This is a genomic window from Paraburkholderia steynii (assembly GCF_900100565.1).
GTDB classification, from domain to species: domain Bacteria; phylum Pseudomonadota; class Gammaproteobacteria; order Burkholderiales; family Burkholderiaceae; genus Paraburkholderia; species Paraburkholderia terrae.
Genome location: NZ_FNDI01000027.1, coordinates 106,534 through 131,164, shown reverse-complemented (window position 1 = coordinate 131,164; position 24,631 = coordinate 106,534). Strand labels below are relative to the sequence as shown.

22 protein-coding genes are annotated in these 24,631 nt (G+C 60.4%); 11 read left to right on the top strand and 11 right to left on the bottom strand.

The genetic code is table 11. The features are described 5' to 3' along the window. Positions 1–3 precede the first annotated feature (3 nt). From BLT65_RS35810 to BLT65_RS35765, 10 genes are all read right to left on the bottom strand, one after another. Complete coding sequence (locus BLT65_RS35810; protein ID WP_091787185.1) at positions 4–1,377, bottom strand: oligosaccharide flippase family protein; 1,374 nt, start codon at positions 1,375–1,377, stop codon at positions 4–6. Beyond that, a complete protein-coding gene (locus BLT65_RS35805) occupies positions 1,374–2,648 on the bottom strand; it encodes a capsular polysaccharide export protein, LipB/KpsS family (protein WP_091787183.1) in 1,275 nt (424 codons plus the stop codon). The genes BLT65_RS35810 and BLT65_RS35805 overlap by 4 nt, the downstream gene beginning before the upstream one ends. Before the next feature lie 57 nt (positions 2,649–2,705). Next, positions 2,706–3,377 (bottom strand): WecB/TagA/CpsF family glycosyltransferase, encoded by a 672-nt coding sequence (locus BLT65_RS35800; protein ID WP_244186887.1) that lies wholly within the window; start codon positions 3,375–3,377, stop codon positions 2,706–2,708. Positions 3,378–3,521: 144 nt separating this feature from the next. Further along, a complete protein-coding gene (locus BLT65_RS35795) occupies positions 3,522–4,403 on the bottom strand; it encodes a glycosyltransferase family 2 protein (protein ID WP_091787178.1) in 882 nt (293 codons plus the stop codon). Between the two features lie 28 nt (positions 4,404–4,431). Further along, positions 4,432–5,559 carry an NAD-dependent epimerase/dehydratase family protein gene (locus tag BLT65_RS35790; protein ID WP_091787175.1) on the bottom strand — a complete coding sequence of 376 codons (1,128 nt, stop codon included), beginning with the start codon at positions 5,557–5,559 and terminating at the stop codon, positions 4,432–4,434. Next, positions 5,556–6,581, bottom strand: a complete 1,026-nt coding sequence (gene rfbB / locus BLT65_RS35785) for a dTDP-glucose 4,6-dehydratase (protein WP_091787172.1) — start codon at positions 6,579–6,581, stop codon at positions 5,556–5,558. The genes BLT65_RS35790 and rfbB overlap by 4 nt, the downstream gene beginning before the upstream one ends. After that, positions 6,581–7,468 (bottom strand): dTDP-4-dehydrorhamnose reductase, encoded by an 888-nt coding sequence (gene rfbD, locus BLT65_RS35780; protein WP_091787169.1) that lies wholly within the window; start codon positions 7,466–7,468, stop codon positions 6,581–6,583. Before rfbD ends, rfbB begins: the two co-directional genes overlap by 1 nt. Before the next feature lie 46 nt (positions 7,469–7,514). Then, positions 7,515–8,087, bottom strand: a complete 573-nt coding sequence (gene rfbC / locus BLT65_RS35775) for a dTDP-4-dehydrorhamnose 3,5-epimerase (RefSeq protein WP_208545857.1) — start codon at positions 8,085–8,087, stop codon at positions 7,515–7,517. Beyond that, positions 8,084–8,986 (bottom strand): glucose-1-phosphate thymidylyltransferase RfbA, encoded by a 903-nt coding sequence (gene rfbA / locus BLT65_RS35770; RefSeq protein WP_091787163.1) that lies wholly within the window; start codon positions 8,984–8,986, stop codon positions 8,084–8,086. Before rfbA ends, rfbC begins: the two co-directional genes overlap by 4 nt. A gap of 60 nt (positions 8,987–9,046) precedes the next feature. Next, positions 9,047–10,462 carry an undecaprenyl-phosphate glucose phosphotransferase gene (locus tag BLT65_RS35765; RefSeq protein ID WP_091787160.1) on the bottom strand — a complete coding sequence of 472 codons (1,416 nt, stop codon included), beginning with the start codon at positions 10,460–10,462 and terminating at the stop codon, positions 9,047–9,049. Positions 10,463–11,034: 572 nt separating this feature from the next. On the opposite strand from BLT65_RS35765, the gene BLT65_RS35760 reads away from it, so the two are divergent. From BLT65_RS35760 to BLT65_RS35710, 11 genes are all read left to right on the top strand, one after another. Next, on the top strand, positions 11,035–11,286 hold the full coding sequence (locus BLT65_RS35760; RefSeq protein ID WP_054932781.1) for a hypothetical protein: 252 nt from the start codon (positions 11,035–11,037) through the stop codon (positions 11,284–11,286). 3 nt (positions 11,287–11,289) lie between these two features. Further along, entirely contained in the window at positions 11,290–11,994 is a 705-nt protein-coding gene (locus tag BLT65_RS35755) for a YjbF family lipoprotein (protein WP_244186883.1), read from the top strand. 4 nt (positions 11,995–11,998) lie between these two features. After that, positions 11,999–14,917, top strand: a complete 2,919-nt coding sequence (locus BLT65_RS35750; protein WP_091787155.1) for a YjbH domain-containing protein — start codon at positions 11,999–12,001, stop codon at positions 14,915–14,917. Positions 14,918–15,002: 85 nt separating this feature from the next. Continuing rightward, positions 15,003–16,142, top strand: a complete 1,140-nt coding sequence (locus tag BLT65_RS35745) for a polysaccharide biosynthesis/export family protein (protein WP_244186878.1) — start codon at positions 15,003–15,005, stop codon at positions 16,140–16,142. Positions 16,143–16,145: 3 nt separating this feature from the next. After that, a complete protein-coding gene (locus BLT65_RS35740) occupies positions 16,146–16,583 on the top strand; it encodes a low molecular weight protein-tyrosine-phosphatase (RefSeq protein ID WP_091787152.1) in 438 nt (145 codons plus the stop codon). A 61-nt stretch (positions 16,584–16,644) separates the two neighbouring features. Continuing rightward, positions 16,645–18,885 carry a polysaccharide biosynthesis tyrosine autokinase gene (locus BLT65_RS35735; RefSeq protein WP_091787146.1) on the top strand — a complete coding sequence of 747 codons (2,241 nt, stop codon included), beginning with the start codon at positions 16,645–16,647 and terminating at the stop codon, positions 18,883–18,885. Then, positions 18,863–19,915 carry a LamG domain-containing protein gene (locus tag BLT65_RS35730; RefSeq protein WP_244186876.1) on the top strand — a complete coding sequence of 351 codons (1,053 nt, stop codon included), beginning with the start codon at positions 18,863–18,865 and terminating at the stop codon, positions 19,913–19,915. Before BLT65_RS35735 ends, BLT65_RS35730 begins: the two co-directional genes overlap by 23 nt. A gap of 66 nt (positions 19,916–19,981) precedes the next feature. Then, a complete protein-coding gene (kdsA, locus tag BLT65_RS35725; protein ID WP_244186874.1) occupies positions 19,982–20,851 on the top strand; it encodes a 3-deoxy-8-phosphooctulonate synthase in 870 nt (289 codons plus the stop codon). Continuing rightward, positions 20,848–21,396 carry a KdsC family phosphatase gene (locus tag BLT65_RS35720; RefSeq protein ID WP_091787143.1) on the top strand — a complete coding sequence of 183 codons (549 nt, stop codon included), beginning with the start codon at positions 20,848–20,850 and terminating at the stop codon, positions 21,394–21,396. The genes kdsA and BLT65_RS35720 overlap by 4 nt, the downstream gene beginning before the upstream one ends. After that, positions 21,380–22,171 (top strand): 3-deoxy-manno-octulosonate cytidylyltransferase, encoded by a 792-nt coding sequence (gene kdsB / locus BLT65_RS35715; protein ID WP_091787140.1) that lies wholly within the window; start codon positions 21,380–21,382, stop codon positions 22,169–22,171. Before BLT65_RS35720 ends, kdsB begins: the two co-directional genes overlap by 17 nt. Continuing rightward, a complete protein-coding gene (locus BLT65_RS35710; RefSeq protein WP_091787136.1) occupies positions 22,168–23,103 on the top strand; it encodes a KpsF/GutQ family sugar-phosphate isomerase in 936 nt (311 codons plus the stop codon). The genes kdsB and BLT65_RS35710 overlap by 4 nt, the downstream gene beginning before the upstream one ends. Positions 23,104–23,149: 46 nt before the next feature. Here BLT65_RS35710 and BLT65_RS35705 read toward each other — a convergent pair whose 3' ends face one another. Then, entirely contained in the window at positions 23,150–24,175 is a 1,026-nt protein-coding gene (locus BLT65_RS35705; RefSeq protein WP_091787132.1) for a GlxA family transcriptional regulator, read from the bottom strand. Between the last annotated feature and the right edge of the window lie 456 nt (positions 24,176–24,631).

Below are 24,631 nucleotides of genomic sequence, written 5' to 3'. Positions count from 1 at the left end.
GCCTCATGATCGTTGTCCATCGTTGCGGGCGAGCCAGTTCTTGAGATGCAGCGCATAGAATCCGACCGAGGGAAAGACCGATATGCCGAGTCTGCGGCGTGCAGCGACGCCTTCCACGATCTTCTCGCCCGCGAGCGAAAGCGACGTGGCGATCGCCGCACCAACAGGTCCGATGAGGGGAAGGAGGACCGCACACAGGACGATGCAGCACGCGGCCGCCCCGGACATCGCGTTGCGGATGGTCTTTTCCCGGCCATGTACGACGAGCAGGGGCCTGACCGAGCCGCTCGCAACTATCACCAGTTGACCGAACGTCAGAAACACCAGCGCACCATAGCCTTCCCCAAATTCACCACCGAAGAGCTTCAGGATCTCGGGGCCGAACAACAGGATCAGAATGAATGCGCCAGCAGCAACGACGAACAGGAGCGACGAGATGCGCTGAACCATCTCCTCTATTTCATCGCGCGTCTTGACGCCTCGCATAACTGCGATACGCGGGCCTACGAGGGCGTCGATTGGCGGCACGAGAAAGCCGGACAACGTCAGTGCGACCCGTTGCGCAATCGAGTACGCACCGACTGCACCCGGCGAAGCCGACATGCCTACCGCAAAGACTGCGACCCAGAGCAAGGCCATCTGACCGACGTTGCCGATCAGGAGCGGCGCAGCAGCGCTCAGCAAAGGTGGATGTGGAACAGCGCGTTCTGCGATGTCCCGGGTCTTGTGAGCGATGAAGCGGCGCCATTGCGCGTAGGCAAGCGCCGCATTGAACACACTGGCTGCAAGATAGATCTGTGCGCCTTGAACTCCCGTTTGAGGATGGACCAGAAGCATCAGTGGCAAGGAAATGAGGGGAATCCACAGGCTGAGTATGGCGATACTGGCTTCCGGACGATGAATGATCTGCAGGAAGGGCACATGCAGCAGCGCAAAAGCGAGTGGAATGATCGAGGCTGCAAACCACGGCATGACATCGCGAAGGGATTCCTGGTGGAAAACGTCATGCGCAAGAGGGTCGTTGACCAGCAGCAGCAGAGCGGCAATCGCGATGCTGGCACACAGGGACATCCTCTGCGTGCGACGGTAGATACTACGAAGCGCGCGCCATTGGCCGTCGCGCACGAGTGGCCCCCCCTCGCGAATGACGATCTGTTCCAAACCGAGACGTCCAATCGTCGAAAGCAGCGTGGCCGCGCCCAGGCCGATCATGTAAAGGCCGGTCTGTGCGGCCCCGAGATATCTGCCGAGATAGACCACAAATGCAAGATTCGCGACGGCGCCAAGAACCCGCGACGCGAAGCTCGACGCTATGCGCCGGACCGTGGGATTGCGCTGGACGGAGACGGCGATGTGTGCGATGCGCGCCAACGTCATGCCGCCGCCGGCAGTGAAGCAAGAACCCGCTGCACAATCGACCGCGTGAACGACAGGTCGATGTCCGTAAAGTGCCCCTTGACGAAATACTTCTCAATGAGCGGCCCGAGCAGTTCCGACTTCTTTGGGTGGCTCGTCTCATTCTGTGCGACGAGCAACGCATGCAATTCGACTTGAGACCTGGCGGTCAGGATGCCCGGAATATGATCGTAAAACGATTCTCCGAGCACGATGACGCGATGTTCTCTCGCAAACGCATCGAGCCCCGTCATCGAATTAACGGTAACCGTGGTGCGACACCGTTCGAGGTCCTGCGAAAGCGGCGCAGTGCTCAAGATCACGTTGCCGGATGCCTCAACAAGGTTGTAGAAAGCGGGCGAGTACTTGCGGCGGTACAGCGGATGCTCGCGGACGACGATCATCCACGATGGATCGGCGCTTGCAAGAACAATTTGCAGCAACCCCACGTCGTCGAGACGTAGTGGGTTGTGATAGATATTGTTCGCGTCTTCGGGCACCTGCATGGCCACGAGGACCGTTTTGCGAGCGTCCATGTTATCGGGCGTTCTCGAACCGAGAGCCGCATAGTGCGCGCGCGAACACTTGCGAAGCCGGTATGGCAACAGATCAGGGGGCACCAAACCGGTGATAGCCCCCTGGGCGAGAGCGAGACGGTCGAGCAAGGTGTACAGCTTGTTAGTCCATCGCGTCGCATTGGTGACCGGGTTGAACGGCGTTCCCGATGCTTGCAGGCAAGCGAGTTCGTGCCGAAACGAACAGTTCGCATTGACACCTTGTCGATCGAGAACAGTCGTGCGATACGGTCCCTGTTCGAAGTACCACGTCGCGGCTTTCGTACGCTTCAATGCGCGCATCAGCGATTCGGCGGGCAAGCGCGTATCGCCGCTCACGATCGCGACGTCCGGATCGAACTGCGTGACGAGTGATTCGCAAAGCGCCATCATCTTGCGGCCCTGGCGTTGGAGCTTCTTTTCCTGCCGGTCTGCAAGGTTCGGGTCGAACGCGTGGAAGCGGATCAACGCTTGCAGCTCTTCGTTCGATAGTTCGGTATCCGCACGCAAGCTGGCATGGGCGCGCCAGGAAAGCGCGACGACCTCCCGGCCGTGCAGCTTGAAATAGGCCCACGCGCCGGGAAACACGGCGAGATGCAAAAACTGTGCATCAGGTTCGAACTGCTTCCACGCGTCTTCAATCGCGCAGAAGAAGCGCGCCATTGAGTGATAGTAAACAAGCGTGACGATCTTTCTCATTGGTCTTTGCCGGATGCGATTATGTTTGCCTGGCGTGCCGCGTCGGTCATCGATATGTCAAATGAGCGCTTGTTGTTCCCGCCGCACGCGCCTGAACGAACGCGATATTCTTAGCGCGCGAAACAGGAAAACCGAGTTGCCCATGACATAGCGGCGAAACAGCCGCCTCGGTTCTTGTGCCAGGCGGAACAGCCATTCGAGACGAAGCGACTGAACGACATTGGGTGCGCGGGTGACGCGGCCCGAGATGAAATCGAGAATTGCTCCGCCATTGACGATCAAACACGGCCAGTTCACGGTGTCTTTCAGTGCAAGCGCGATGCGCTCCTGCTTGGGCATCCCCATCGCAAGAATCACGACATCCGGTTTGCCCGAAAGAACGGCGTTCACGTAACAATGGTCGGGCTGAAATCCGTCGAGCTTGAGTGCGATCGATACGCCGGAAGAAGCGAGCTTGTCAGCGGCAATCGATAGATAGGGATCTCGAGTACCCAGCAACGCAACGCGGCCCGACGACTGTTCCAACATCTTCGGAATCAGGTCGGTCCCGTTCATGTTGATGCCGGGATGGACGCCGAGCAGCGACAAGAGGATCGAAACCCCCACGCCATCGCGAAGTAGCACGTCAGACTCCACCAGACTCCTGCGATAATTGGTCTCCTGCCACGCCAGATTGAAAGCGTGCGCATTCAGGAACGACACCACGACCGGCCGTTGCACCTGCCGCATCGATTCGAGAATGCGTTCATATTCCCACTCGCTTTTCACGAGTGTCAGTTTCCTGATCACGCTGCTTCCACGCATGTGATATCGATACGCCATTTCTCCCCCAGTTCTTCAGTTGACTGCGCGAACGCCGCCCGCGCCCTGCGTTTAAGTCTGCGGCAACGACCGGGTCATCTGCAGCGCGTCGCGCATCGCGCGCATTTCGACCTTGTTGCGCACGAGAAAATGGAATCCACCCAATGCGAGCGCCGACGTGAGCACCGCCAGGTTACGGCGACGGATGCCCCAGTAGAGCCAGTTCCGTGTCATGAAGTAGCGGGAGAACTCCGACTTCGCACCGCCCGTCGACGAACTGATCTTGTGCCAGAGATGAATTCGCGGCGTGAAGTAAATCCGGATGCCGGCCTGAGTCAGCTCATGGCAAAAAACAGTGTCGTCGTAGTAGACGAATAGTTCTTCCCACATCCTGATGCCTGAATCTCGCAGCGGCCAGCTCTTGACGATCAGCGAGCAGGTTGGCGCGTAATCCACGCGATAAAGCGCGTCGCGTGTCAGCCGGTCCCGTTTGTTATGTCCAAAATGCCGGCAGCCTCCCTTGAGATAGCTGAGCTTGCCACCCGCATACCAGACCTTTTCGGCCGGCTTGTAATAGAACATCTTTGGCGCGAGCGCATCCACTTCCGGGTGATTCGCAAGCACGTCGACCTGCCGTTGCAGGAAGTCCGGATTGACTTCGATGTCGTTGTTCAGAAACAGGATGTGCGTGTAGGATGGGTCGCGGAGAAAGAAATCGATGCCCTGGTTATTCCCCGCCGCAACCCCCGCGTTGTCCCGATTACGAACGAAAGTAAAAGGTACGGTCAGTCCCTTGCGGATCTCGTGCTCGCAATGGAAGTTGGCGACGTCGTTCTCGACGAACAGAATATGGAACTCGCGGAACGTTTGCGCATTCATGCTTTTGATGAAGCCATCGATGACGCTGTCCGACTTGAACAGAACCGTCACGATGCCGATTTTCGTAGACCTCACGGCTCGACTCGCTTTTCAGGTTACGGGACTAATTCATCAAACCGCGTGCGCGCATTTCGGAGACGGAGCGTTCGTAGCCCGCGTCTTCGATCGTCTGCGATCGCACCCATTCGCCGAAGCGCTCTGCACCCTCGCGAAACGAAACGCTTGCCTGGAAGGCGAGTTCGTCGCGAATCTTCGTCACGTCGGCGAAGTTGTGGCGAATATCGCCCAGCCGGAAATCCCCTGTGATGTTCAATTCGCCGGCGGCGCCGTAGATCTGCTTTAACGTCGCGGCGACTTCGAGCACGCTGGTCGCGACGCCGGAACCGACGTTGTAAGCGGCCTGCTGGATGTGCGCGGCATCTAGCGCGAGCATGATGGACTCGACCGCGTCATCGATGTAAACGAAGTCGCGTGTTTCCTGTCCGTCTTCGAAGATGTTGACGTCTTTTCCCTGAAGCAGCAGGGTCGAGAAGATCGACAGAATACCTGTGTACGGATTGCGCAGCGACTGCCCAGGTCCATAGACGTTCTGGAAGCGCAGCGCCGCGGCGCCGATGCCCATGCCGGCGCATACCATGAGCACCAGTTGCTCCTGCACGAGCTTCGTGATGCCGTAGACGGAACTCGGATGGGTCTTGGACGTCTCGTCGGTGGCAACGACAGTGAGCGATTCGCCCGTGTGAGGATCGAGGCACTCGAAGCGGCCATTGCGCATATCGTGCGCACTGCGCGTTGTGGGGTAGACGTACCCTTTGGGGCCGAGATACTTGCCTTCCCCATATATCGATCGCGACGACGCGACGACTACCCGCTGAACGGTGTTTTCGGGCCGCGCCAGATGATCAAGCAGCACCGACGTGCCGCGGATGTTGGTCTCCACATAGCGGTCGACCTGATACATCGATTGTCCCGTCCCCGTCTCGGCTGCGAGATGAACGACAGCATCCTGGCCGTCGAGCGCGCGGTCCCAATCGTTCGTGTTGCGTACATCGCCCTGGATGAAACGCACCTGACGAGGCAGGCTCCGGAACAGCGGAGATTCGCCCGGGTTCGAACCGTGAATCTGCGGCGAAAGATTGTCGAGCACGGTAACGGTATCGCCCCGTGCAACAAGTGCGTTAGCGAGTGCGCTGCCGATAAAGCCTGCGCCTCCCGTGATGAGTATCCTCATTGTTTCCATCCCAGTTGCCAGTCGATCGTCTTTGCAAGGCCGCTCTCGAAGTCCTCGGCGGGACCCCAGTCAAGCGCATCGGTGATCTTTGCGTTGTCGATTGCGTAGCGCCGGTCATGGCCCGCGCGGTCATTGACGAACTCGACCAGCCGTTCGTGCGGCGCGCGGCCTGGAATCCGCTCGTCGAACAGGCGGCAGATCAGAGCGACGACATCGTTGTTGCGCCACTCGTTGCAGCCGCCGATGTTGTATGTCTCGCCGAGCTGTCCGTGCGTGAGCACACGGTGAATCGCACGGCAGTGATCTTCGACGTAGAGCCAGTCGCGAATGTTCTGACCGTCGCCATACACAGGTATGCGCTTGCCTTCGAGGCAATTGCGGATCACCGTCGGAATGAATTTCTCGCCGTGCTGGCGCGGCCCGTAGTTGTTCGAGCAGTTAGTCGTGACGACGGGCAAACCGTAGGTATGGAAATACGCGCGCACCAGATGGTCTGAGGCCGCCTTGCTGGCGGAGTACGGCGAATTGGGCGCATAGGGCGTGGTCTCGGCAAATGGCGTATCGTTCGGGCTCAGTGAGCCGAACACTTCGTCGGTCGAGATGTGATGAAAGCGCCGCGTGCGCGCAACCTCCAGCGGGTCGCGTTCTTTGGAGCTGAGCCACGCGGCCCGTGCGGCTTCGAGCAGCGTGAAGGTGCCGTTGACGTTCGTGCGCACGAATTCGCCGGGATGCATAATCGAGCGGTCGACGTGGCTTTGCGCGGCGAAGTGCACGACGGTGTCGATCCGATGCTCGTCGAAGAGTTGCGTGACGAGCGATGAATCGCAGATGTCGCCATGCACGAAGACGTGCCGATCCGGTGCGGGCAGGTCGGACAGGTTGTCGAGTGTGCCCGCATACGTCAGCAGATCGAGATTGACGATGCGCACGGCAGGCTCAGAGCGCAGCATGTGATGCACGAAGTTGGATCCGATGAAGCCGGCGCCGCCGGTCACGAGCACGGTTGTAGGCGTGTAGCGCATCAATGGGCAGCCCAATGGTCAAGTACTTCGATAAGGCCGTCTTTCCATGGGCGTGCGTCGAAGCCGAGCAGCGCTCGCGTCGTACCCATGTCGAGTGCGGAGTTTTTCGGTCGGGGCGCGGGCAGCGGGTACTCTTCTGTCGCAATGGGCCGCAACACGGGCATTTCGTCGATCATTCCGCACGCTGCGGCATAAGCGAGCGTCGCGCTGGCGAGTCCGTGCCATGTCGTGACGGGCGAGCCCGTGTAGTGATAGGTGCCCCAGGGAATCGAGGTGTTGCGGCCTGCGCGAAGGTGCCGGTCAGCGAGCGTGAGCAGCACCTCGGCGATCGCGCCGGCATGGGTCGGCGCGCCGAACTGGTCGTCGACGATGCTGAGTTCGCTCCGCTCGCGCGCGAGACGCAGCATGGTCTTCACGAAATTGTTGCCGTGTGCGCCGAATACCCACGAAACGCGCAGAATCACGTGTTCTCGCAACCGCGCACGGATCGCTTCTTCGCCTGCCCATTTGCTCTTGCCATAGGTGCCGGCGGGTGTGCCGGGATCGTCCGGTGCGTATGCTTCCGAATGCGAGCCATCGAACACGTAGTCCGTGGACAGATGAAGCAGCGGCGTGCGTGTGCGAGCGAGTGCACTGGACAGCACTGCGACCGCATCGCGATTGACGGCGAAGGCTGCTTCGGCATCGCTCTCTGCACGATCGACAGCGGTATAGGCGGCCGCGTTGATGACGATGCGCACATCGTGCTCACGCAACGCTTCCACCACCGCATCGCGATCCGTGATGTCGAGCGAGTGCCGGTCGAGCCCGACGACCTGGCGGTCGCCCGCGCGCAGCACAAGTTCGCGGCCTACCTGGCCGCCTGCGCCGAGTACGAGAATCGTCATGGTGCGCCTCCTGTCGGAGCGCGCACGCCGCATATCGTCTCGCGCTTCATATCGTGACCTCGAGCGACGGAGCCAGCTTCAGCGGCTCGAGTTCCTTCAGGAGCGGAAGCGCGCGGTCCTTGCCGGACAGGGTCGTCGCGTCGGCGGGCAGCGGCCATTCGATGCCGATGTCCGCGTCGTTCCAACGCACGCCCGCATCGGATTGCGGGTCGTAGAACGTCGTGCATTTGTAGGCAAAGTCTGCTTCCTCGGACAGCACGCAAAAGCCATGTGCGAAGCCGGGAGGAATCCACAGCATGCGGTGACGCACTTCGTCGAGCGTCACGCCGACCCAGCGGCCATAGGTGGGCGAACTCTCGCGGACATCGACGGCGACGTCGAATACAGCGCCACGGGCAACGCGCACGAGCTTGCCTTGCGGATTGCGCCGCTGGAAGTGGAGGCCGCGCAGCACGCCGCCCCGTGAGCGCGACTGGTTGTCCTGTACGAACGTCACGTCCACGCCAGCAGTCGCAAGCCATGTTTCGCGGAAGGTTTCGACGAAGAAGCCACGCTCGTCGCCGAATACGCTCGGCTCGAGGATCAGCACGCCGGGAAGATCCGTTTCGACGATGTTCAAAGCGTGACCTCCTGCTGTAGCAGGTTGATGAGATACTGGCCATAGCCATTCTTCAGAAGCGGCGATGCGAGGCGCTCGACGTCCTCGCCGCCAATCCATCCGCGTCGCCAGGCGATCTCTTCCGGACACGCGATCTGCAGACCCTGACGCGCCTGCATCAGATGGACGAAGTTGGCGGCGTCGAGCAGCGATTCGTGCGTGCCCGTATCCAGCCACGTGTAGCCGCGACCCATCAGCTCGACGCTGAGCCGGCCCTGGGCGAGATACGCGCGGTTCAGGTCGGTGATTTCGAGTTCGCCGCGAGCCGATGGCCGGATCTCGCGCGCCATCCGCACGACATCGCAGTCGTAAAAATAGAGGCCCGTCACGGCGTAATTGCTGCGAGGCTCGCGCGGCTTCTCTTCGAGGCTGGTCGCGTTGCCGTTGTCGTCGAGCGTGACCACGCCGTACCGCTGCGGATCGCTCACGTAGTAGCCGAAGATGCTCGCGCCTTCCTGTCTCGCGCAGGCACGCTCGAGCAAAGCGGTGAGGCCGGTCCCGTAGAAGATGTTGTCGCCGAGGATCAGTGCGGACGGACTGTCGCCGAGAAACTTCTCGCCGATGAGGAATGCCTGTGCGAGGCCATCCGGCTGCGGCTGGACCGCGTATGAGAGATTCAGTCCCCAGCTGGAACCGTCGCCGAGGAGCGTGGAAAACGCTGCGCTGTCCTGCTGCGTCGTGATGATGAGGATGTCTCTTATCCCGGCGAGCATCAGCGTCGAGAGCGGATAATAGATCATCGGTTTGTCGTAGACAGGCATCAACTGCTTGCTGACTGAACGTGTCAGTGGATGCAGGCGCGAACCGGTTCCTCCGGCGAGGATCAGGCCCTTGCGGGTGACGCGGTGCGTGACGGTCATGGCAATCTCATGCGTGAGAGAGAAAAGAACACTTGATGCAGCGGCGAGGCACGTGTTGCGTCAGTAGGCATGCAGTCCCCTGAAGCCACGGAATATCGTCATCAGCACGATCTTCAGGTCGAGGCCGAACGTCCAGTTCTCGATGTAGTTGAGATCGAGGGCGACGCGGCCCTGCATCTTGTCGATGTGATCCGTCTCGCCGCGATAGCCGTTGATCTGTGCCCAGCCGGTAATGCCCGGCTTGATGCGGTACCGGCACATGTAGCCATGCACGAGATCCTTGTATTGCTCGTCGTGCTGAAGCGCATGCGGGCGCGGCCCGACAACCGACATCTCACCCCGCAGCACGTTGAGGAACTGTGGCAGCTCGTCGAGGCTCGTGCGGCGCAAGAACGCGCCGATGGGGGTGACGCGCGGGTCGTGACGCCTCGCCTGGGTGAGCTTGCCCGCCTCTTCGTGGTGCACGACCATGGTCCGGAACTTGTAGATCTGAAACTCGTTGCCGTTGATGCCCTTGCGCCATTGCCGGAAAAACACCGGCCCCGGCGATGACAGCTTCACCATGATCGCGATCGCGATCATCAGCGGCAGGATGCCGATGAGCACCAGCGCGGCGAAGAAGCGGTCGAATACTTCTTTGGGCACGAACCGATGATCGGCAGGCGGGGAGGCCAGCAGATTGATGGCAGGCACGCCGAGCACTTCGTCGACGGCATGGTTGAAAAGCGCCGGGCCCTGCACGTTCGGGATGAAGCGAATGTTGACGAACTCGTGCTTGAACTCATGCAGGATCGCTTCGATGCGCGCTTCTTCGCGGAAGGTCACGAGCCACAGTTCGTCGATCACGCCGTCGCGCACCGCGACTGCGAGGGAATCGAGCGAAGTGATGACGGGTACGCCGCAGGAAAACCGCTCGGCCTCAGGGGTATCGTCGAAGACGCACACGCACTTGAAGCCACCCGCCGGAGTACGTTGCAGCTTCTCGACCAGCTGCATGCTGAATGCGTTTGCGCCAACGATTGCGACGGACTTCATCTTCACGCGCGAGCGCGACTTCGCAACGTGCAACAGGCGATGGTTGGCCGAGCGCACCGTGATCAGCAGCGCGAGCGTGACGGCGAACCAGGCCCCGCACCAGAGCCGGGAAATGGAAAATGCCTGTTGAACCGCGAGCATAAACGCAATACCAACGATGAAAACCGTTGTCCAGCCTACGATTATGCGCATTGCAACATGCCATAACGAATCGCGATCCGATGCTTTATAAATACCGAGTGCAGGAAAAAGAATGCCACTCATCGCTGTATTGAATGCAACAAGCACAACAATTGGCTGTGTCCATGAATCTGAAATGTCAAAACGCATAGAAAATGCGATTGCAGCACCAATAAGAACGATGCAGGAGTCGAGTGCGCGAGAAAAGAAACCAAGGCGGTAAACGATGGGATTGCTTTCCAGAAAACGAGCTGCTTGCATAACGTTTCCCCAATGGTTGCTATTTCTGAATTAACGAAAACACTTGATCTGACTGCCACGAAAAGCATGAACCGGTTCGCCGCCAGCGCTCCTACAGCCAATCCAGACAAGGCTTCGAGCCGCAACAGTCAGGCTGCTGGCGCGGCGGACAGGATAACGGCACATTTGAATAATTCCGGACGCGCATTTCCCATTCAATTTAATTCGCGAGAAAGATTGTTCGTTCTGACAGTAGAATTCGCTTCAACTCTTTTGCGTCGCATCATATCCAGGTAAAAAGCGGGGAAACCCGTAGTGACGTAAAACGGCAAGATATTGACGTCGTAAGTCAATGAAATTGCCAGGTGCATACGTGCGGGCTGTATTTGCGCGACAAGGGCATTTCCTTTATCCGTCAAAACATTGCCATTTTTAGCCGCGGGCATCGATTGCACTGCAGCAAATGTACTATTCGCCTCATTGCGAGAGCGTTGCGCCTGCAATCGCAATTACCCGGCCTCTTTAAGCGAATTCAAAGATGCCGGTATTTAACTTTTTGCAGCGGCTTTTGCCGCCGTCCAATGAGGTGGTGTATGAAAACGCTTCTTATGCTGGTTTCGGCAGCAGCGCTTGCGTTGCCTTCACTGTCATACGCGCAGGGCGAAGAGGGTGCTGCCGCTGCTGTGTCCGCTGCGACGGCGGGTGGCATCAGCGGAACTGCACTCGTCGTGGCGGGCGTCGTCGCAACAGCAGCCGTTGTTGCCGCTGTCGCGAGCGGCGGCGGCAATGGCACGTCCTCGACGGGAACGACGGGGACGACGGGCACCACTGGCACGACGCCCTGATCCTTGCGCTTTCTCGAACTGGCGGGTCGTGCCCGCTTCCGCCCCTACGCCCAGCGTTATCCGGTGCCGCTCGCCCGCAGTCTGGCCTGCGCATCGATCATCTTGCTGTGCGCCTGTACCCAGCCCATGCGCGCGATATCCGACAGCTATGCCTTCCTTCGTCAAACCAGCGAAGCACAAATCGAGGGCACGGCCCTCGCGAAAGATCATCGATATCTGAAGGTCTCCTCGCGAGGACGCACTGCGCTTCTCGTGCTTGGCTACACCGAGCGCGATCCGCAGGGAGACATCGAAGTGTGGTACTCCGGCGCACGCGAAGTGCTGCGCATTCAGAATGGCCGCCTTGTCGGCGTGACGGGCCTGGCGACCGAATGGACGAACGTACGGCTTGCGTCGCCGCCGGACTGGCTTGCCGTTGCGGGCGTGACATCGTATATGCGCCGGCGCGATGTGATGCCGGGCTACGACTTCGATGAATTCGACAAGGTGACGGTGCAGCCGATCAGCATGCCTTCGGACACGCGCTACGCGGGCCCGGGCGCCGCGCAGTTGCGCTGGTACGTCGAGCATTCGCAGGGGCGCATTGCCTTGCGCGACGCGCGCTACGCCGTCGCGCAGAAAGCGGGCAAGGCTGTCGTCGTGTACGGCGAACAATGTCTCGACCCAGGGCTATGCATCAGCTGGCAGCGCTGGCCCGCCGAAGCTTGACGTTATGGCCAGCGGAGTCAAGGACGCGCTTGAGCGCGGAAGAAGCTATGCGTTCTATTGCTTGCTATCGTGTACGAGCGTGCCCGCATTCGGAGCGCACGCTGTGACCATCAGCACACCGGTGCGGCTCGGCGACTGGCTGGCCGACAGGCTCGCCACGCCGCAAGCGCGCGAGCGTGATATCTACGTGACGGGCATCCAGTGGCAGTCGGCGCGCGAGCGTACCTTGCAGCAGGGTGCAAGGCAGACGCTGCTCGACCAGATCGGCTATCTGTCAGGACCGGACGTGCCGCCTCAGGCAGAGCGCGAAGGGCTCGCCGCACTCGTTGCATCGCGACGGGCGACGGGCCGCGTCGTGCTCAAGCGCGCCGATCCACGCTGGCTGCAAGCCAACCCGAGCGACGATCCGATTCTGGACTCAGGCGACGCAGTCGCCATTCCGGAGCGGCCATCGACTGTCACCGTGCTACGCAGCGACGGCTCGCTCTGCGCCGTGCCGTACGTCGCGCAAGCGGAGGCGTTGTACTACATCCGCGCCTGCGATTCCAAGGTATCCCCCGATTGGGCGTGGATCGTGCAGCCGGACGGCGTGGTGCAGAAGGCGGCCGTTGCGCTGTGGAATCGCACGCCGCAAGATCCGCCCGCACCCGGCGCGTGGATCTGGGCGCCCAATCGCGACTCTGGCTGGCCCGAGTCGCTCTCGATCCGCCTCGCCGCTTTCTTCGCGACGCAAGGCCCCTCCGGACTGGACGATGAGGGACACGGCGTCGCGCCCGAGCACCCTGCGCCCGGGGCGGCAGTGCCGCAAGCTGCGCAGTTCCACGCGCGCGATCTGCCCGTCACGGCCAGCGACTGGGGCACGGCAGGCCTGTTGCAAACGCCTACCGCGCGTATGAACGAAGCGGGCGAAGCGTCGGTAGGCGTCTCGGTCACGTCGCCTTATACGCGGTACAACGTGATGCTGCAGCCGCTCGACTGGCTCGAATTCGGCTTCCGCTATACCGACATCAGCTCGCAACGATACGGCCCTGCAGCGCTGAGCGGCACGCAGAGCTACAAGGACAAGAGCATCGATTTCAAGGTTCGCCTGCTGAAAGAAACGGCCATCAGGCCGGCGCTCGCATTTGGCATGCGCGATGTCGGCGGGACGGGTCTGTTCTCCGGCGAGTATTTCGTTGCGAGCAAGCGCACAGGCGATTTCGACTGGAGTCTCGGCGTGGGCTGGGGCTATCTCGGCGCACGCGGCAATATTCCGAACCCGCTGTCAGTGTTCAGCGACAGCTTCAAGAACCGGCCTGCGTCGGACGTGAATGTGTCCAACTCCGGAACCTTCTCTCGCGGGTATTTTCGCGGATCGATGTCGTTGTTCGGCGGTGTCCAATATCAGACGCCGTGGGCGCCGCTCATCCTGAAGCTCGAGTACGACGGCAACAATTACCAGAATGAACCGTTTCACCAGCGGTTCACTACGCGGTCGAGCTTCAATATCGGCGCGGTGTATCGCGTGACCTCGAACATCGATGTCACGGCCGCGTTGGAGCGGGGCAACCGCGCGATGCTCGGCGTGACCCTGCATGGCAAGCTGAGCAACATCGGCACGCCGAAGGTTAGCGATCCGCCGCCGATGCCGGTTGCCATGCCGTCTTCGGCTGCATCGTCGTCTGTTGCGCCGGCTCAGGCTCCAGCCGCCAACGTGTACGATTGGAGCGCGACCGCGCGGAACCTCGAGCAGCAAACCGGCTTTACGGTGCAGAACGTCTATCGCGACGGCGCGCAACTCATCGTCGTGTTCGATCAGGTCGATGCGTTCTATCTCGAAGACAAGATCGATCGCATCGTGACCGTGTTGAACCGGGATGCGCCGCCGGATGTGCGTGCGTTCCGTATCACGCTGCGTTCGCGCGGTCTGCCCGTCACCGGTTACGCGGTGATTCGCGACACGTGGGTGACGAATCACACACGTGCATTGCCGCCCATCGACAGACAGCAGGCCGTGTACACGTCGCCCCCCGCGGTCGTGCCGGACGAAGACATGCACCGCGCCGACGTCTACGAGGGGTCGGAGAAGCGCTTCTACGTCTCCGTGGGGCCTGCATACCAGCAGACACTCGGCGGCCCGAACGGGTTCGTGCTCTATCAGATATCGGCCAATGCCTATGCGGAAGCGCGTCTACGGCGCGACACGTGGCTTGCGGGCGATTTCAACCTCGGAGTCGTCGACAACTACGACAAGTTCACCTACACGGCCCCAAGCAATTTGCCGCGCGTGCGCACGTATCTGCGCGAGTATCTGACGACGTCCCGCTTCACGATGCCGCTGCTGCAGCTCACGCACGTGGGCGCGATTGGCCGCGACCAGTACTACAGCGTGTATGGCGGATACCTGGAAAGCATGTTCGCGGGCGTTGGCGCGGAGTGGCTTTATCGCCCGTGGGGCAGTTCGCTCGCGCTCGGCGTCGACGTGAACCGCGTGCGGCAGCGAGGCTTCAGGCAGGACTTCTCGTTGCGCGATTACTCCGTCACGACGGGCAATGTGACGCTCTATTGGGACACCGGCTGGAACGGCGTGCGTGTCGATCTGAGTGTCGGACAGTACCTCGCGAAGGATCGCGGCGCGACGCTCGATATCAGCCGCGTGTTCCGCAATGGCGTGACCATCGGCGCGTATGCGACGAAGACCAATGTGACGAGCGCGCAGTTCGGCGAAGGGAGTTTCGACAAGGGCATCTACGTGACGATTCCGTTCGATGCGCTGTTCACCCGTTCGACGGGAGGCGTCGCGGCAATCCGCTGGTCGCCGCTCACGCGCGACGGCGGCGCGAAGCTGGCGCGTCAGTTCACGCTGTACGACATCACGGACAAAAGCAACCCGCGCAACTTGTGGTTCGCGCCGCCTTCGGCAGCGCAGACGGGTCCCGAGTAGCGCGCTTTGCGTTCGCTTGCCGGAATCCGGCCACTCGCGATGGCTGTATGTGACGGCCGTACTCTTCAATCTGCTGACTATGAAAATGATCGATTCATCCAAAGTGGCTGTTGTCCTTTTTCTCGCGCTGGCGCTCGGCGGCTGTGCGTTCGCGCCCGGCATGAATTTCGATGCATCGCGGCCGGTCGACCCGGGAGATCCGAACTCGTTTCCGATCGTGACGCCGATCACCGTTGCGCTGATCCAGCGCGATCTGCTCGACAGCCGCAAACGGGTCAAAACGGACAACAGCTATGCACCGCTCGTCGGCAAACCGCAGCCATACCGGATCGGGCCACAGGACGTCCTGTCGATCATCGTCTGGGACCATCCCGAACTGGTGATGCCGAATCTCACCTACGACCTGGGGAGCGCCATGGCCGGGAGCGCGGGTATGGCCTCGCAGGCCATACCGGGCTTTGTGGTGGACGACCGGGGTTACGTGCAGTTTCCCTATGTGAAGCAGCTGCGCGCCGCGGGGCTGAGCGAGCAGCAACTGCAGCGCGCATTGATCGAGAAGCTCGCCCCCGTGATTCCCGATCCGCAGGTCAGCGTGAGGGTGGTCGGCTATCGCAGCCAGAAAGTTTATGTCGACGGCGAGGTCCGCAGTCCCGGTGTCAAGCCGATCACCGACGTTCCCAGCACACTGGCGGAACTGTTGAATCAGGCAAGCGGCATTGCCCCGACGGGCGACCCGTCGCGCATCGAGCTGACGCGCGGCTCGGCGACCTATGCAATCAGTCTGCCGGAGATGCGTGCAAAGGGGCTGAGCCTCAACGATATCGTCGTGAAGAATGGCGACGTGGTCCGGGTGCCGCTGCTCGCCGAGCATCGCGTGATCGTGATGGGAGAAGTGGGCAAGCAGACCCCCGTGCCATTTCGCACCGACGGGCGTCTGTCGCTGAGCGACGCGCTCGGAGATGCTGGTGGAGTCAGCCAGGTGACGGGCGATGCGAGCGAGATATACGTGATACGCCGCGATGCCGACGCCGCGCTGCCCGTCGTCTATCACCTCGACAGCAAGTCGCCGTCGGCGATGTCGCTCGCGAGCGGCTTCCAGCTGCGCGCCGACGACGTCGTTTATGTCGGCGCGCCCGGCGTGATCCGCTGGGACCGCTTCATCACACCGCTCGTAGGCAGCACGACGGGGGCCTATTACCTGCAGCGCACTGCACGAGGCAATTGACGCATGATTCGTTCGATCCTGACCGTTTGTATCGGCAACATCTGCCGCAGCCCGATGGCTGAGGGTCTGCTGCGTGCCCGCCTGCCGAAGTACCAGATTCTGTCGGCCGGGCTGGGCGCGCTTTCCGGCATGCCGCCCGATCAGCTCGCTCGCGAGCTGATGCATGAGCGCGGCATCGATATCGACGCGCACCGGGCAATTCAGCTCGGCGCGCTGCATTGCTCCAGCGCGGACATGATTCTCGTGATGGACACCGAACAGAAGCGAACCATCGAGCAACGCTATCGCTCGACCCGCGGCAAGGTCTTTCGGCTGGGCGAGTTTCAGGGCCTCGACATCTTCGATCCCTATCGTGGCACCCGCGCGGATTTCGAGCGTTGTCTGGAGCTGATTGCGCTCGGTGTCGACGAATGGGCGGAGCGCATCAAGCTCACCGCCTGAGTTGCGGCAGGGCTTTCACGCTTCCTGTGTATTGGCGCATTGCTTACCTTGGCGCAATTGAATGAACGTAATGACACGTCCTCCCTCACGTCCTGTCGATGAAGAAGAGCAGTTCGATCTCGTCACGATTCTGGATGTCATCATCGAAAGCCGCTGGCTGATCGGTATCGTCGCCTGTGCGTGTCTCACGCTCGGGCTGCTGTACGCGTTCATCGCCGAACCCGTCTTTCAGACGGATATCATGATCCAGGTCGAGGAGAGCCCCGATACGTCCGCGGCCAAGAGCATGCTGGGCGACGTGTCGTCGCTCTTCGACGTGAAATCGACGGCTGCCGCGGAGAGTCAGATTCTCGCGTCGCGCCTCGTCGTGACGCGAGCGGTAGAAAAGCTGCTGCTTTATATCGATGCCAGTCCACGCCGCTTTCCGCTGATCGGCAGTTGGCTGGCGCGCGACAGAAGCGAGCTGTCCACTCCCGGCTTTCTCGGCTTCGGCGGGTACGGTTGGGGTGCCGAGCGTATCAGCGTGTCGCGCTTCGATGTTCCGCAGGCGCTGGAGGGCAAGCGTTTTCGCGTGACGGTCATCGACTCGACCCACTATCGCCTGACGGGCAGCGACCTCGACGATGCGTTCGTCGGTCAGCCCGGCCGGCTCGAAACCATTCCGTCCGCATACGGCAAGCTGACGCTCGTCGTGGACTCGTTGCAGGGGAAGCCGGGTGCGCAGTTCAACCTGCGGCGCTATTCGAAGGTCAAGACGATCTCGGACCTGCAGGACAAGCTCGACGTGCAGGAGAAGGTCAAGCAGTCCGGCATCCTGATCGCAAGCCTGCAGGACAAAAGTCCGCAACGCGTCGCCAGCATTCTCAACGCGATCGCCGAGCAGTACGTCTTTCAGAACGTCGAGCGCAAATCGGCCGAAGCGGCACAGTCGCTCAAGTTTCTCGACACGCAGTTGCCCGAGATCAAATCGCGGCTCCAGGAGGCGCAAGCGCGCTATACGGCGATGCGCGATCAGCGCGGCTCCATCGACCTCACCGAGGAGGCAAAGCTCGCGCTTGCCCAGGCCGCCGACGCGAAGACGCGCCTGCTCGAATTGCAGCAGCGGCGCGACGAACTGATCCGTCGCTTCAGTCCCGCACATCCGGCGATCCGCACGATCGACGCCCAGATGGCGAACCTGCGCCGTTTCAACGACGAAGGCGCGGCGCGGCTCAAGGCGCTGCCCGACGCGCAGCAGGACATCGTGCGGCTGATGCTCGAGGTCCAGGTGAACACGGACCTCTACACGTCGTTGCTGAATAACTTCCAGCAGTTGCAACTGGTGAAGGCGGGCAAGACCGGCAATGTGCGGCTCGTGGATCAGGCGGACATCCCTGAAGACCCTGTCAAGCCGAAGCGGGTACTCGTCATTGCTGGGGCAGCGCTGGTCGGCCTGTTTCTCGGCGTGGTCGTTGCCTTCGTGAGGAACATGCTGTTTCGCGGCATCAGCGATCCCAACGAAATCGAGCGACGCAGCGGACTTCACGTCTATTCGACCATCCCGCTCAGCGAATTGCAGGCCGATCTCTATCGGCGTATACGGGCCAAGGAAGCCGGCGTTAAGCTGCTGGCAGTTGATGCACCCGACGACCCGACCATCGAGAGCTTCAGAAGCCTGCGCACCGCGCTTCAGTTCACGATGTTCAATGCAAGGAACAACGTCGTGCTGATTACGGGGCCCGCGCCGTCGGTGGGCAAGTCGTTCGTCTCGGCGAACTTTTCGGCCGTGCTGACGACGGCAGGCAAGCGGGTTCTTCTAATCGACGCCGACTTGCGCAAAGGTTACCTGCACCAATATTTCGGCTTCGAGCGGGGCGTTGGTCTCTCCGAGATCATCTCGGGGCAACATACGCTCGAAGCGGCACTGCATAGAGATGTCGTGCCGAATCTGGACCTCATCACGACGGGCGCGCAGCCGCGCAACCCCGCCGAACTCTTGCTTAGCGAGCGCCTGACGACGCTGATCCGCGAGGTGTCCGCTACGTACGACATCGTCGTGATCGATACGGCGCCCGTGCTTGCTGCCGCGGACGCCGGCATCCTCGCACCGGCCGCGGGAACGGTGTTCTTCGTCGCGCGAGCGACGGTGACGAAGATGGGCGAATTGACGGAATCGATGAAACGTCTCAGCCAGAATGGCGTTGCAGTGACTGGCGTGCTCTTCAACGGCCTGAATCTGAAGCATGCGAAATATGGATATGGCTCGAAGTACGGGGCCTATCGTTACGCGGCCTATGCGTATGAAAGCGACACGAAAAAGTAACGGCGAGCGCTCCGCGATGGCGCGCAGCTGGGTGACGCGCATTGTGCTGGCATGCTTGCTCGCGTTGCCCGGGGTTGGCGCTGCGCAATCGGCCAACGTCCGTGAAGACGTCGTACCCACGCCTGCAAGAAGCGCAGGCTACGTGGTCCACACGTTTGGCAGCCGCTTCATGGCGGGAGCCGTGGACTGGCAGGACGAGCGTACCGCGAATTTTCAATGGTTTCGCGGGCGCTTCTTCGGTTATCCACCCCTTGACCGCTCGGCCGTATCACAGGCAGAGCGGGAAGAGGGTGTCGTGCTGGGCGACAGCCGCCGCGCCAATTACGGCATCGCGACAGCTGCCCCGGCAAAGGACGGCGAAGGTTGGGTCGGGGTTGCGTTTGGTGGAGGCGCGTATATCGAAGCGCAACTCAGGTTCGATCCCGCTGCTTCGCGCGACGCGCCGCAGAAAGGCTGGCCGGCGTTCTGGGGAATGGCGATCGAGCATCTGGCCGCGCTCCCGGCCGAGCAATGGCCCGGCCAGCCGCAGGGCTATCAACGCTTTATCGAAGTGGACATTTTCGAGTACGACCTCACTCGCTTTGGTCTTCCGGAGGCGTGGTATGGCAGTGCGCTGCACGACTGGTACGGACACTATCAGCACACGTGTACGACGGGCTATTGCCATCACTCGACTGCGATGCCGGACGTGCGCATGAAACCGGCACCAGCAACCGACTTTAACCGCTTTCACAAATACGGCTTCCTGTGGATTCCGGCGACGGCGCACACACCGGGCCGTGCGCAGTTCTTCTTTGACGGCAAGCCCATCGGCAAGCCAGCCAGTTGGGACCATCTCACCGATCGCATGCCTGAACTCGAGATGCGGTCCGCGGGGTTTAGCGTGCTGGACAGAAATCATCTCGTGCTGATTCTCGGCAGCGGCCGCGCTCAGCCGATGACTGTGCGCGCTGTCGACGTATGGCAGGCATCGGACGCGGCCAATCTGGTTTGCGGCGCGGCTGCCTCTAAGGGCTGCGGGAAAAACTGAATCATCCGTCCGGGCTTCCATGTGGGGGAGCGGACTGAATCACGCGTTTGATACGGGAGATACAACATGACGACTGCTAGTCAGGCAAAGATCGTAATCGCGAACACCGTGACGGTGTCCAATCAGGACCCATTCGTACTGTTCGGGGGCATCAACGTCCTCGAAGACCTGGATTCGACCCTCGCCGCGTGCGCGCAGTATGTGGATGTCACGCGGCGTCTGAACATCCCGTTTGTGTTCAAGGCTTCATTTGACAAGGCCAATCGCTCATCGATTCACTCTTATCGTGGAGTCGGGCTTGACGAAGGGCTTCGGATCTTCGAGGCACTTAAGCGCGAATTCGGTGTTCCCGTGCTGACGGACGTTCATGAGATCGGACAGGCAAAGCCTGTCGCAGAGATTGTCGATGTATTGCAGGTGCCCGCGTTTCTCGCGCGCCAGACCGACCTCGTTGTTGCAATTGCGCAGACGGGGCGAGTCGTCAACATCAAGAAGCCGCAGTTCATGAGTCCCGCGCAGATCAGGAACGTGGTGAACAAGTGTCACGAAGCGGGCAACGGGAACGTAATTCTTTGCGAGCGTGGCAGCTCGTTCGGCTATGACAATCTCGTCGTCGACATGCTGGGTTTTCGGACCATGCGTGAAGTGTCCGACAACTGCCCCGTGATTTTCGACGTCACGCACAGCCTGCAATGCCGCGATCCATTCGGCGACGCATCCGGGGGACGTCGCAAACAGGTATTCGAACTCGCACGTGCCGGTATCGCGGCGGGTGTCGCGGGATTGTTCCTCGAGTCACATGAGGATCCCGATCAGGCTCGTTGCGACGGACCGAGCGCGTTGCCGCTCGACCTGCTCGAAACGTTCCTGACGCAAATGAAGGCATTGGACGATCTCGTGAAGTCCTTTGTCGCTGTCGAAGAAGACCGGCTGTGAGTCCGCAATATCGCGGGGCAATCCGGCTGGTGCTGTTCGACGTGGACGGCGTGTTGACGGACGGTTCGATCTATCTGGACGGCGAAGGCGAATGTATGAAGCAGTTCAACGTGAAGGACGGCATCGCGGTTGCGCTGCTACGCTCGCACGGCATTGCGACAGGGATCCTGTCGGCGAAGTCGAGCCCCGCGTTGACGCTGCGGGCCAGTCAACTGAAGTTTGACGTCGTTGTGACCGGGTGCGATCGCAAGCTGGTGGCATACGAGCAAATTAAGATCGAGCGGGGCCTGCAGGATACACAGATCGCATTCGTCGGGGACGACGTTATCGACCTTGCCGTGATGCGCGTTGCCGGATACGCGTGCGCACCGGCCGACGCGCATCCGCTCGTACTGCGCGCGGCAGCGTATGTCGCGCAATGCAGTGGTGGCCACGGTGTCGCGCGCGACGTCGCCGAGCATCTGCTCGTCAAAGGAGGGCTTTCGCGCGACGCCGCCTATGCCCCTCTCATCGAATCATGGAGCCGACATGACGTCACCCAATAACGCGTCACGCTTGCATGTCGTGATACCTGCGCGATACGGATCGACGCGTCTGCCCGCAAAGCCGCTCATTGAACTGGCCGGCGTGCCAATGATCGTTCGTGTGTATCGGCGCGTCAGGGAAGCGTTGGGTGCCGACGCGCAGATCATCGTCGCGACCGACGACAGCCGTATCGCGACTGTGCTCGCCGACAGAGGGATTCCAACGCTCATCACCGATGTGCAACATCAGTCGGGCACCGACCGGACCGCAGAAGTCGCACGGCGGCTCGGCTGGCACCCGAACGACATCGTCATCAACGTTCAGGGCGACGAGCCGCTTATTCCACCGGCTTTGCTGAAAGAGTTCGTTACTTTCTGCGTCGCCGATCCCGCGTTGCGCATGGGTACCATCGCTGCATACGTCACGGAGCGTGCGCATCTGCATGATCCAAATGTCGTGAAGGTTGTCCTCAATTCACGTGGCGATGCCGCACTTTTCTCCCGATCAGCAGTCCCTCACTTTCGCGATCTGACTCCCGACCAATGGCCTTTGTCAGGCTTTCTGCGCCATATCGGCATCTACGCGTATCGACGCGATGTCATCGACACATTGACGCGGGCACCTGTGTGCGTGCTCGAACGGTCGGAAAAGCTCGAGCAATTGCGTGCGATCTGGCTCGGAATTCCGATCAGGGTCATGACATGGCCTGAAGCGCCGCCACATGGCGTCGACACCTGGGACGACGTGCAACGCGTAACCGATCATCTACTTGCGAATAGCGGAGGTTCGTCATGAACAATCCATGGTTTGTTGCGTCGGCGGCGCGCGTCTTTGAGGTCGAGGCGCGTGCCGTCGCTGCGCTGGCGGCGCGGCTCGACGACAATTATTCGAAGGCTGTGCGGACGATTATCGACTCGACTGGCCGGGTGATCGTGTGCGGAATGGGCAAGTCTGGCATCGTCGGACGCAAGATTGCGGCGACCCTGTCGAGCACGGGCACGCCGGCGTTCTTTATGCATCCCGCGGAGGCGTATCACGGCGACCTGGGCATGGTACAACGGAGCGACGTTTTTATTGCTATCTCGAACTCGGGCGAAACCAATGAGGTGATTCAGCTCCTACCGTTTCTCAGGCAGAACGGCAACAAGATGATCGCTTTTACAGGCAACCCGTATTCAACGTTGGCGAAAGCTGCCCACTGCCATCTGGACATAGGCGTGGAGACCGAAGCATGTCCGTTACAGCTCGCGCCCACCGCTTCGACGACAGCCGCGCTTGCAATGGGCGACGCGCTTGCCGTGACGCTAATGGAGGCCCGCGATTTCAAGCCCGAGAACTTCGCCCGGTTTCACCCCGGAGGCTCACTTGGCCGTCGACTGCTGCGCATGGTCGAAGACGAGATGGTCAGCAACAATCTGCCCTTTGTTGATGGGGCGGCCAAGGTCATGGAAGTCCTGTCAGTGATGACGAAGAGCAAGCTTGGTCTCGCGATCGTCAGAAATGAGGTGGGTGACGGGCTCATTACCGATGGCGACGTCCGCCGCCTGCTTGAAGAGCACGAAGAGACCGCGTTCGAGAAGTCTGCAACGGAGTTCATGTCCCGCGATCCCGTCGTGGTGCAAGTCGGCACGAGGGTGGAAGACGCGCTTGTGCTGCTGGAGCGACATAGGATCACGTCGCTACTGGTTGTCGATCACTCGGGGATCGTCGGAATATTCAAGAAGTAACGCTGGGAAGTGGGCCCGCGGTCGCCGCGGTGCCACCCCCCGTCGCTCATTCATTGTCGAACTCGGTTCGCGCGAAAGCGCGGTAGTCGCTCGCCGAGACTGCCAGGCGGCGTTTGAAAATCTTCGCGAGGCGAATACCATTGCCCATGCCGCATCGCCTTGCGATCTTGTCGATCGGCAAGGTGGTGGTAATGAGAAGCCTGCATGCGATGTCCAGCCGTACGCGCAGCAGATACTCCGAAGGCGGCATTCCTATTTCTGCCTTGAAATGTCGCAGGAACGTCCGATCGCCCATAGAAACGCTGCGTGCCATGTCGTGCGCGGTAATGGGACGTGCACAGTTCTCCTCGATCCAGCGCGCAGCTTCCTTCATGGTCGATGCGATGTTTGCGTTAGGCGCATCCCCGAGAAGCGGTGCAAGCCAACGGCCAGAGAAGGGCATGAGTTGCTCTGCAATGCCTTCTGCCGTTTCATAGTCGAAGTCCGTTTTTACAAGCGAGAGCGCGGTAAGCATCAACGAGCCGGCGTTGATATCGAGCTGGAGATTGTTCTCCGAAACGGTGTTCAGGCGGGTGCCCGCGGGTCTGATCGGGACGATCATGCCACGTGCGCTTGGAAGTTGCGCTCCTTTCAGAAGTAGCGCTCCATTTCCCGAGGCCTGCACGACCTTGACCGTCTGGAATACTCGCTTCAGCCAGTCTGTGGTCCGTTTATCGTCGGCTGCCGCTGATGCCCCTTCTCCGTCAGCAATGAAAAGCACGTCATATGAAGCAGGTTCCGTCGCGTCCAATGATTCGGTTTCGACGGTGATCGAGTTTGTGCAACGAATCTGGCCGCCCCTGCTTGACAGCAACGACACGGCATACGGGTGAGCCGTTTGCTCGTGCCAGGCCACCGCCACAGAATTGGCAAGGCTGAAAATTTCAACGACCAGTCCGATGTCCAGGAATGAGCAGTTCTCGAACAGCAAAAGCCCTATGCGCTTGTCCCGCTTTTTCGCTGTGCGGAAGCCGGTTTGCGGGATCGAGACCGCGCGCGACTGAAATACCCCGGAGTGTGCTTCTTGGTTCATTATTGTTCTCATTGAAGGTGCATTGCAGCAATTCTATCCAGGTGAAAAAAGAATCAATCCATACATGACGACAAAGGGCATGACTTTGTCTGAAATAGATAAACGAATCTCCATATAATTTGTTGTACACGAATTCACTTGCTTGACATGTTGACGGTTCCGGAAATTTGAAGAAAGCTGATGATTAAACGATTTCATCGTAATTAAAATTAATGAAAATATGTGATCGAGGGAGTCGCTTTTCAAGCTGGACACAGGGACAATCGGAAAGACGTTAGGTTACCGCCTGGTCGGGTAATTCCTTTGTTTCGTGTCGCAAACGTTCTCCCGTTAATAAATGCGATCCGCATTGATCAAATACGGTGCGTCATGCATGAAAAGCAATATGACTGTTTCGACGACGGGTAAAACAATACTCTGGGACATCGAATGCTTCGACGACGATTAATAGACGGT

What these genes read in the sequence shown, in the direction of transcription:
- BLT65_RS35810 (WP_091787185.1), bottom strand. Translation starts at nt 1,377, where the DNA reads ATGACGTTGGCGCGCATCGCACACATCGCCGTCTCCGTCCAGCGCAAT.
- BLT65_RS35805 (WP_091787183.1), bottom strand. Translation starts at nt 2,648, where the DNA reads ATGAGAAAGATCGTCACGCTTGTTTACTATCACTCAATGGCGCGCTTC.
- BLT65_RS35800 (WP_244186887.1), bottom strand. Translation starts at nt 3,377, where the DNA reads ATGCGGCAGGTGCAACGGCCGGTCGTGGTGTCGTTCCTGAATGCGCAC.
- BLT65_RS35790 (WP_091787175.1), bottom strand. Translation starts at nt 5,559, where the DNA reads ATGAGGATACTCATCACGGGAGGCGCAGGCTTTATCGGCAGCGCACTC.
- rfbB (WP_091787172.1), bottom strand. Translation starts at nt 6,581, where the DNA reads ATGCGCTACACGCCTACAACCGTGCTCGTGACCGGCGGCGCCGGCTTC.
- rfbD (WP_091787169.1), bottom strand. Translation starts at nt 7,468, where the DNA reads ATGACGATTCTCGTACTCGGCGCAGGCGGCCAGGTAGGCCGCGAACTT.
- rfbA (WP_091787163.1), bottom strand. Translation starts at nt 8,986, where the DNA reads ATGACCGTCACGCACCGCGTCACCCGCAAGGGCCTGATCCTCGCCGGA.
- BLT65_RS35765 (WP_091787160.1), bottom strand. Translation starts at nt 10,462, where the DNA reads ATGCAAGCAGCTCGTTTTCTGGAAAGCAATCCCATCGTTTACCGCCTT.
- BLT65_RS35760 (WP_054932781.1), top strand. Translation starts at nt 11,035, where the DNA reads ATGAAAACGCTTCTTATGCTGGTTTCGGCAGCAGCGCTTGCGTTGCCT.
- BLT65_RS35750 (WP_091787155.1), top strand. Translation starts at nt 11,999, where the DNA reads ATGGCCAGCGGAGTCAAGGACGCGCTTGAGCGCGGAAGAAGCTATGCG.
- BLT65_RS35745 (WP_244186878.1), top strand. Translation starts at nt 15,003, where the DNA reads ATGATCGATTCATCCAAAGTGGCTGTTGTCCTTTTTCTCGCGCTGGCG.
- BLT65_RS35740 (WP_091787152.1), top strand. Translation starts at nt 16,146, where the DNA reads ATGATTCGTTCGATCCTGACCGTTTGTATCGGCAACATCTGCCGCAGC.
- BLT65_RS35735 (WP_091787146.1), top strand. Translation starts at nt 16,645, where the DNA reads ATGAACGTAATGACACGTCCTCCCTCACGTCCTGTCGATGAAGAAGAG.
- BLT65_RS35730 (WP_244186876.1), top strand. Translation starts at nt 18,863, where the DNA reads ATGAAAGCGACACGAAAAAGTAACGGCGAGCGCTCCGCGATGGCGCGC.
- kdsA (WP_244186874.1), top strand. Translation starts at nt 19,982, where the DNA reads ATGACGACTGCTAGTCAGGCAAAGATCGTAATCGCGAACACCGTGACG.
- kdsB (WP_091787140.1), top strand. Translation starts at nt 21,380, where the DNA reads ATGACGTCACCCAATAACGCGTCACGCTTGCATGTCGTGATACCTGCG.
- BLT65_RS35710 (WP_091787136.1), top strand. Translation starts at nt 22,168, where the DNA reads ATGAACAATCCATGGTTTGTTGCGTCGGCGGCGCGCGTCTTTGAGGTC.
- BLT65_RS35705 (WP_091787132.1), bottom strand. Translation starts at nt 24,175, where the DNA reads ATGAACCAAGAAGCACACTCCGGGGTATTTCAGTCGCGCGCGGTCTCG.